This is a genomic window from Rhodococcus sp. no. 34 (genome assembly GCF_054589475.1).
Genome location: NZ_BAAILK010000046.1, coordinates 864896 through 871722, shown reverse-complemented (window position 1 = coordinate 871722; position 6827 = coordinate 864896). Strand labels below are relative to the sequence as shown.

The following is a 6827-nucleotide window of genomic DNA, read 5'->3' as shown; positions in this document are numbered from 1 at the left end:
CGTACGCCGGTATCTACTTCTGGTTCCCGAAGATGACCGGTCGCATGATGGACGAGCGTCTCGGCAAGTGGCACTTCTGGACCACGTTCGTCGGCTTCCACGGCACGTTCCTCGTCCAGCACTGGCTCGGTGCCGAAGGTATGCCGCGTCGTTACGCCGACTACCTGCCCTCGGACGGGTTCACGGTTCTGAACTCGGTGTCCACGATCTTCGCCTTCGTACTCGGTGCCTCGACGCTCCCGTTCATCTGGAACGTCTTCAAGAGTTACCGCTACGGCGAAGTTGTCACCGTCGACGATCCGTGGGGTTACGGAAACTCGCTGGAGTGGGCAACCACCTGCCCGCCGCCGCGTCACAACTTCACCGAGTTGCCGCGCATCCGTAGCGAGCGTCCGGCGTTCGAGCTGCACTACCCGCACATGGTGGAGCGGATGCGCGCGGAAGCGCACGTCGGCCCCGGCCACGGTGGGAAGAACGCCAGCACCGTGCTCGAAGATGCTCGTCACGAGCCGCTCACGGTCGGGGACGAAGGCGACCCCGGAACCGACAGCCGCTCCTGAGCGAAGTAACACACTGAAGTAATCAGCGAAGGCCCCGCCCGAGTAACGGGTGGGGCCTTTCGCTTGGCACAATAGTGACGATCAAGACGCGAACGAAGAAACGATCGGAGTTTTCGGTGGGTGCCTCTGACACCACTGTTCTGGTGACTGTGACCGGGCCGGACCGCCCTGGCGTCACCTCGGTACTGTTCGCGGCGTTGTCGCGGCACGATGTGCGTCTACTCGACGTGGAGCAGGTGGTGATTCGAGGTCGACTGACACTCGGCGTCATGGTTGCCTGCCCGAACGATCCCGAAGCGCTTCAGGAAGAACTCGAACAGGCGATGGCGACGGTCGGAATGAACGTCGACATCGAAATCGGTGCCGATCCCGGACGGCCCGCGGTGTCCACCCACGCGGTCGTTGTTCTCGGTAGCCCGGTCAATGCTCGCGCAATGCGATCGGTTGCACGCGAACTCGCGAAGCAGGGCGCAAACATCGATTCCATCCGTGGTGTCGCCGACTATCCGGTCACCGGCCTCGAACTCAGCGTCAGCGCGGCCGATACGACCGACGGCGACGCGAAGCTGCGCACCGGACTCGCCGAGGTCGCCGCACTCGAAAACGTCGACATCGCGGTCGAGCGCGCAGGTCTCGCTCGACGGGCCAAGCGTCTGATCGTGTTCGACGTGGACTCGACGCTCGTCCAGGGCGAGGTCATCGAGATGCTGGCCGCGAAGGCCGGCGTCGAGGACGAGGTCCGCGCCGTCACCGAAGCTGCGATGCGCGGCGAGATCGACTTCACCGAATCACTGCACCAGCGTGTGGCGACACTCGCCGGTCTCGACGCCTCCGTCATCGACGAGGTGGCAGAGAGCATCGAACTGACGCCGGGTGCGCGAACCACGATTCGCACCCTGCGCCGTCTCGGATTCCACTGCGGCGTGGTGTCGGGTGGCTTCCGGCAGGTCATCGAAGGCCTCGCACACGAACTCGAACTGGACTTCGTGCACGCCAACACCCTCGAAATCGTCGACGGCAAGCTGACCGGACGTGTGATCGGTGAAATCGTCGACCGCGCCGCGAAGGCCGTTGCGCTGCGCAAGTTCGCCAATCAGGTCGGTGTGCCGATGGAACAGACCGTCGCCGTCGGTGACGGTGCCAACGACATCGACATGCTCAACGCCGCGGGCCTGGGCGTGGCGTTCAACGCCAAGCCTGCGTTGCGGGAGGTCGCGGACGCTGCGTTGTCGCATCCCTTCCTCGACGCTGTGCTGTTCATTCTCGGTGTGACCCGCGACGAGGTCGAGGCTGCGGACGCCGTCGACGGTGGCGTGCGACGCGTACCGATTCCATGAGTTCCGATCCAGCATTCAGTTCCGATCCAGCTGTGATGTCCCGCCCCGATTCGCGCTGGCGCGAGCGCCACGCGGTGCTGGCTGCTGGGTACGGAGGGCGAGACGATCCCGCGGATCCGGCGCTGGTGTTGGCGATGCCGATCGTTCTGCACATTCCGAAGGCAGACCCGCCCAAGCGCACCGCACTGCTCGAGGCTGCGGCAACGGCGGCTGTGGCGCTGTGTCTGGACGAACGCGTCGGGTTCACCGAAGACGGGGAACCCGGCCCCTGGCACGAGGACTATTCGGCGTGGGTGGGTGCCCGGATTCGGAAGGTGTCTCGTCGAGCGCGAGGAGCGCAGTGGCTCGCCGCGCAGGAGGTACCGGGAATCACCGTCGATGTGGATGGCGCGCAGGCGCGGGCTCTGGTTCCCGGGCCGGTCGGAGAACTGGACCCGCGAATCAAGAAGTTGCAGATCGGTGGGACCGATCTCGAGCACGACGAGCCTGGCCCGCCGGAGCCTGGTCTTCCGGTGCTGTGGATCGACTCGGCGCTCGAGATGACGGTTGGCAAGGCGTCGGCACAGGTCGGGCATGCCTCGATGTTGTTGGCGGCGGCCATGTCCGAGAAACAGTGCTGGGCCTGGGCGCAGAACGACTTTCGCTGCTCGGTGCGCGACGCGAGCCCGGAACAGTGGGCCGAAGCAGTAGTTCGGCTGAAGAAGTCGGAGGCCGTCGCGGTTCGTGACGCTGGTTTCACGGAAGTGGCACCAGGCTCCATGACAGTCATCGCGGTTCCGTAGAGACGCAACCGACCAGTCCAGTATCGGCAACTTGGCTATGGATGAACAGTCCAGTGGCCATCAAGATGGTCGGGTGTTGATACGGAGATTCGCCTCGCTGTTCGTTGGTCTGTGGTTGTACGGCTTCTCGATGGCCATGATGATCACGGCCGGTCTTGGTCTGGATCCCTGGGACGTGTTTCATCAGGGTGTGGCCGAGCACGTTTCGCTCAGTTTCGGCGTGATCACTGCGATTACCGGTGCGGTGGTACTGCTGCTCTGGATTCCGATCCGTCAGCGGCCGGGATTCGGAACGGTCGCCAATGTCGTTGTAATTGCCATCTCGGTGGATACCTCACTGGCCTTCTTACCGGTCTTTGATTCCATGCCAGTTCGAGCCGTGATCATGGTCGCGGGAATCCTCCTCAACGGACTGGCCAGCGTTCTCTACATCGGCGCGGGCATGGGGCCGGGCCCCCGCGACGGATTGATGACCGGACTGGTCGCTCGCACAGGTCTGTCGGTCAGGCTCGTGCGTACCAGCATCGAGATCGCGGTCCTCGCTACCGGATGGCTCCTCGGTGGAACGGTTGGCATCGGAACCGTGTTGTACGCCTTCGGGATCGGGCCGACCATTCAATTCCTGATCAAGTTGCTGCCGGATTCCATGACAGCAGCGGTTACCGGAGGCCGTGTCACGGAACGTAAGGCCAAGACCGTGGGTCCGGTCAGCGAAATCTCGGTGCCGACGGGAACTTCGGCCGTGGAGGCAGGTTCGCCGGTCGGTGACGCCGAATCGAACGATGCAGTCAAGGTGCCGTCGAACCATTCCGGAGTGCCGACGGTGACCTGAACCGGTCCACCGGAATGCAGGATCAGGAGCCAACTGTCGTCACCGAGTGGGCGCCCTGTTCGAGTGTGAGACCGAACGTCGGCTCCGTCGATCCAGGCCTGCAGCGTTCGGTGACTCTCGTCGTACCATGCGGTGTCGTCGAACTCGACGCCGGCAGCGTCGAACCAGACGAGGTCCGGGTGCTCCAGTCTTCTTCTGCCTTCGAAGAATTCGGGCTGACGCAACGCCGGTGCCGTTCGGCGTAATCCGAACGCTCGGGAGACGAACTGCACCAACGACTGATCGGCCGCCGTCCAGTCCAGGGCCCACGAATCGGCTGGGGAGGCAAGTGTGGGAACACAATACGCGTTGTTGTTTCCGCCGAGACTGTGGCCGAACTCGTCTCCGGCGGTGAGCATCGGTGTGCCTGTCGACAGCACGAGCGTGGCCAGTAGCGCCCGTACATGACGTGCTCTGGCGTCCTGAATCTCGGGATCGGTGCTCGGGCCTTCGATTCCGTGGTTGAACGAATCGTTGTGATCGGCGCCGTCACGATTGTCTTCACCGTTGGCTTCGTTGTGCTTGTGGTTGTACGCGACCAGATCGGCGGCGGTGAACCCGTCGTGCGCTGTGACGAAGTTGATCGACGCCCAGGGGCGACGGCCGCTGCCGGCAAAGATGTCCTCGGAACCGGCGAGGCGCGACGCGACCTTCCGGACGCTGGAGCCGCCGTTCCAGAACTGGCGAATGGTGCTGCGGTACTTGTCGTTCCATTCCGACCATTGGAGTCCGAAGTTTCCGACCTGGTAACCGTCGGCAGTGGCATCCCACGGTTCGGCGATGAGCTTGCACCGGGTCAGTACCGGATCGGAGGAGATGGCCGACAAGATGGACGCACGCTGGTCGAAGCCGCCGCCGCGCGGCCTACCCAACGCGCTCGCGAGATCGAATCGGAAGCCGTCGACACCCATTTCGGTGGCCCAGTAGCGGAGGCTGTCGGTGATCATGCGGACGGCGATGGGGGAGCAGGCGTCGACCGTGTTGCCGCACCCGGTCAGGTCGATGTCGCGGCCGTCGCCGTCGAGAAGGTAGTAGCCGGGGCCGTCCAAACCTCGCCAACTGACGCTGACTCCGTCGACACTCTGCTCGCAGGTGTGGTTGTAGACGACGTCGAGGATGATCTCGATGCCTGCCGCGTGTAGTGCGTCGACCATGATCCGGAACTCGGTGACTTCGCCGCCCGGAGTTGCCGCGTATCCGGGATGCGGGGCGAAGTACGACGCCGTCGAGTATCCCCAGTGGTTGCGCATCCCTCGCTCGCGGACGCTCTGTTCGGTCAGAAACGCCTGTACGGGAAGCAGTTCCACGGCAGTGACGCCGAGTGAGACGAGGTGATCGATCACGGCCGGTGCCGTCAGGCCGAGGTACGTTCCGCGGTGGGCGGCGGGTACTCCTGGATGACTGGCGGTGTACGCGCCCACATGCAGTTCGTAGATGACGCTTTCCTCCCACGGCGTCTCGAGGCGGGCTCCGGCGGGCGCGAGGCCGGGAGTCACCACGGACAGCGGCACGTGGCCGAGCGAGTCGACCGTCGACGGGTCGCCGAAGGGATCGTCGGCGTACGACAGGAGGGCACGGTGATCACCGAGATCCCCCTCGATGCGGCGCGCCCACGGATCGACGAGCAGCTTGTGTGGATTAAGTCTCAGCCCGGCGCGCGGATTCCACGGGCCGGACGCCCGAATTCCGTAACGCTGCCCCGCACCGATCCCGGAGATGATTCCATGCCAGATTCCGTACGTGTGTTGCCGAAGTTCGACGCGATCTTCGTTTCCGTCCTGGTCGATCAGGCAGATGTGGACGCTCGACGCGGCCGGGGCGTGGACCGCGAACTGGGTTCCGGAGTCCACGATGTTGGCGCCGAGTGGGAACGGAGACCCGGGCGTCGGGGTGTGAGTTTCGATGAGAGGCGACACGCAAGATGATCCTGCCGTGAACGGCCGGAGAATGTGCGGGAAGATGTTCGGGTGCCGCTACCTGATCCAGATCTGCTCATCGATTTCGACAACGTACTCATCCGTCGGGGAGGGTCCACTCTCGTGGGGCCCGTCACCTGGAAAGTGGAGCTGGACGAGCGATGGGTGGTGCTCGGACCCAATGGTGCCGGCAAGACCTCGCTGCTGCGCATCGCGGCCGGTGAGACTTTCCCGACCAGTGGTTCTGCCCACCTCCTTGGCGAAGTTCTCGGCAAGGTCGACGTCAACGAGTTGCGCCCGCGAATCGGTTTGTCCTCGTCGTCGTTGGCGAACCGCGTGCCCGGCGACGAGAAGGTCAGCGACCTCGTCGTGTCGGCGGGCTACGCCGTTCTCGGTCGGTGGCGCGAGGAGTACGAATCCATGGACACCTCGCGCGCTGTGGAGATGCTCGAAAGCCTCGGCGCCGAGCACCTGGCGGATCGGACGTACGGGACGCTTTCCGAAGGCGAGCGCAAGCGCGTCCTCATCGCGCGAGCCTTGATGACCGATCCCGAACTTCTTCTCCTGGACGAGCCCGCCGCCGGGCTCGATCTCGGTGGACGTGAGGAACTTGTGGCTAGACTCGCCGAACTGGCTGCCGATCCGGACGCCCCGGCTACCGTTCTGATCACCCATCACGTCGAGGAAATCCCGCCGGGATTCACCCACGCACTCCTTCTCAAGGAAGGGGAGGTCGTCTCTCAGGGCCTTCTGGACGACGTCATCACCGCCGAAAATCTGAGCGCGGCATTCAGCCAGTCCATCAGCCTCGACAAGGCGGACGGCCGATACTTCGCGCGCCGCGCGAGGCCGTCCGGAGCTCATCGCGCGTGAGCTTCAGTGGGACCTGAAATGCGGCCCAGATCACAGATCGCGTAGGTTCGCGAAGCATGGCTAACGAGAATGCAAACGCTGTCCCCGAGCCCAAGGATGCGTCGACCGTCATCTTGGTGCGCGATGCCGAATCCGGTATCGAGATCTTCCTGCTTCAACGAGTACAGGGGATGGCGTTTGCCGGGGGCATGACGGTCTTCCCCGGAGGCGGCGTCGACAAGTCCGATGCGACGGCCGAGGTCGAGTGGGCCGGGCCGTCGGTCGAGTGGTGGGCCGAGCGGTTCAGCACGGATGTTGCTCGGGCGAAGGCTCTCGTCTTGGCTGCGGTGCGGGAAACTTTCGAGGAGTGCGGTGTCCTGCTGGCCGGCCCCACGGCTGACACGGTCGTCGCGGACACGGCCGGCTACGCACAGGACCGCGTTGCTCTCGAAAAGCACGAGCTGTCGTTCAGCGATTTCCTGAAGAAGGAGAACCTGGTCCTGCGAACG

General features: G+C 64.2%; 6 protein-coding genes and 1 pseudogene. 6 read left to right on the top strand and 1 reads right to left on the bottom strand.

Annotated features, from left to right (window positions below):
- From ACYP01_RS25305 to yczE, 4 genes are all read left to right on the top strand, one after another.
- Window positions 1-560, top strand: a 560-nt coding sequence (locus ACYP01_RS25305) for a cbb3-type cytochrome c oxidase subunit I (RefSeq protein ID WP_459683008.1), incomplete at its 5' end; no start/stop codon positions are given.
- A gap of 116 nt (window positions 561-676) precedes the next feature.
- A complete protein-coding gene (gene serB, locus ACYP01_RS25300) occupies window positions 677-1897 on the top strand; it encodes a phosphoserine phosphatase SerB (RefSeq protein ID WP_459683006.1) in 1221 nt (406 codons plus the stop codon).
- A gap of 35 nt (window positions 1898-1932) precedes the next feature.
- On the top strand, window positions 1933-2679 hold the full coding sequence (locus ACYP01_RS25295) for a peptidyl-tRNA hydrolase (RefSeq protein WP_039973095.1): 747 nt from the start codon (window positions 1933-1935) through the stop codon (window positions 2677-2679).
- Window positions 2680-2716: 37 nt separating this feature from the next.
- Window positions 2717-3511: a membrane protein YczE gene (gene yczE / locus ACYP01_RS25290; RefSeq protein ID WP_306673537.1), complete on the top strand. Its 795-nt coding sequence runs from the start codon at window positions 2717-2719 to the stop codon at window positions 3509-3511.
- Here the strand turns inward: yczE and glgX are convergent.
- Window positions 3424-5466: pseudogene (glgX, locus tag ACYP01_RS25285) on the bottom strand (glycogen debranching protein GlgX); the annotation flags it as partial. The gene yczE and the pseudogene glgX overlap by 88 nt on opposite strands.
- Window positions 5467-5517: 51 nt before the next feature.
- On the opposite strand from glgX, the gene ACYP01_RS25280 reads away from it, so the two are divergent.
- Together ACYP01_RS25280 and ACYP01_RS25275 are read left to right on the top strand one after the other, a co-directional pair.
- Window positions 5518-6339, top strand: a complete 822-nt coding sequence (locus ACYP01_RS25280) for an ABC transporter ATP-binding protein (RefSeq protein WP_003944728.1) — start codon at window positions 5518-5520, stop codon at window positions 6337-6339.
- Window positions 6340-6395: 56 nt separating this feature from the next.
- On the top strand, window positions 6396-6827 hold a 432-nt coding region (locus tag ACYP01_RS25275; protein ID WP_459683003.1), incomplete at its 3' end, for an NUDIX hydrolase.